General features: G+C 60.9%; 1 protein-coding gene. It reads right to left on the bottom strand.

Going from position 1 to position 1,536, the window contains the following annotated elements:
- Positions 1–219 precede the first annotated feature (219 nt).
- Positions 220–1,008, bottom strand: coding sequence for a restriction endonuclease (locus G5C65_RS37090; RefSeq protein ID WP_165303432.1), 789 nt, complete (start codon positions 1,006–1,008; stop codon positions 220–222).
- Positions 1,009–1,536: the final 528 nt, after the last annotated feature.

Raw genomic sequence — 1,536 nt, 5'->3', positions numbered from 1 at the left:
GGGTGGGGGTGTTGGGCTGCGTGAGCAGGACGGATGGCGGGTTTGCTGGGTGGCGATTGGTGGGGCCGGTGACCGCTGTTGACCGTTGATTACCGGACGTTCTGGTGCGCGTCTGGTGCGATGCGGTGCGGAGCCAATCGGCGGGATGGACCCCGGGCGGATCGCTTCTTGTGTAATCACATCGTTTCATGCGGTGCCGTGGGAAGCGTTCTGAGAGTGTCATTGAGAGCCCTCCATCTTGGCCGAGATGTCCTCTGTGGAGAACTCGCTAGCGAGATCACGTGGAGTCCAGGCTTCCGGGGCGAGCCGTACGCCATCGTCGGTTGGCACGGGGTGAAAGACAACAAACGGGCGATTCTCACTGTTTGCGCAAAGCGCCAAGAATCTAAGCATGCCCTGCTCGACTCCTCGAACGCATGCCTCTGGGGCGTACTGTGCGCGAAACGCCTCTGCTTGAGGCTTTGAAAAGAAGAGAGGGAAAGCTCCCACCTGTTCTCCGCTCTCACTCTGCAACGGGATCATTCGCCAGGTTCCGTCAGGATCTCCGTTATTGTTCCCCAACAAGGTCCAGAACGGCTGACCAGTGGCTGATTGGCTGGGGAGTGCGATCGACGAGACCACCGAGGCGACAACCTGCCCAAGATGCGGCAGGTCCCCGCCGGAGTAGTGCACGATTCCGTGATCTTCCAGGTACTTTTTCGCCGCTCGTTGAAATCCACTCTTTGAGATAAAGATCCCAATCGTGCTGGGGAGGTCGCGAATCTTTCCGGCGAAAGCGATTGCTTCATCGCGTTCGACAGGGCGACGGGTGTCCTTGCATTCAATAGCTACTCGATGGTGGACTCCTGCGACGTCGAACTCATAGAAGACGTCAATGTTGTAAGTATTTCCGTGGTTGTCCATCACGGTGGCCCTGCGGGCTACGGAGATGTTCTCTCCCTTGTTATTGAGTAGTGTTTGGTAGACGAACTGAATATAGCTCTCGAAGGACTCTCCGGAATTTGGCATCTTGGGCTTTCCCCTACTGGTTCCTGCTGGGCCCGGCTGTGCTGACGCTAGCGGTCGGCACCGACAAGCCTGCCTGGACACTGCGGGTCGGTGGAGCGGCTTGGACTGGAGCTGCTTGGGCGCGAGAGATCAGGGGGCCTTACGCTTGCCAGCGGATCGGAGAGCCCTGGCCTACCCGCGTAGTGCCCGATCGGCCCCCTGATCTTGGAGGCTCGCGCCGAAGTGGCTGCCTAAAGCTGTGGAGCCGACCACCCCAGCCACGACAACACCCCTTCTCAGCGTCGAAGTAGCTCACTGCCGGCGCGCGGCCTGGCAGAGCCGGGGGTGAGTGGACCCCGAACAACTCGACGAACGCGGCCCCTCCCATCGATGACGAGCTGTACCGGCGTCTTCTCCGCCTGTGCCCCCGTTATGGTCTTCGCGGTCCTGCAAGAGGGCTGCTGGCCTCCGGGCCCGGCATGGCTGTTCCCCCCTGTTGGAAGTCGATGACCTGGGGGGTGGTGCCACCGGGCCCGAGAGGCGCCGTTG

This window comes from Streptomyces boncukensis (assembly GCF_011045075.1).
Lineage (GTDB): Bacteria > Actinomycetota > Actinomycetes > Streptomycetales > Streptomycetaceae > Streptomyces > Streptomyces boncukensis.
The sequence above is the reverse complement of the archived record's forward strand: the minus strand, read 5'-3'. Positions and strand labels throughout refer to the sequence as shown.

What these genes read in the sequence shown, in the direction of transcription:
- G5C65_RS37090 (WP_165303432.1), bottom strand. Translation starts at nt 1,008, where the DNA reads ATGCCAAATTCCGGAGAGTCCTTCGAGAGCTATATTCAGTTCGTCTAC.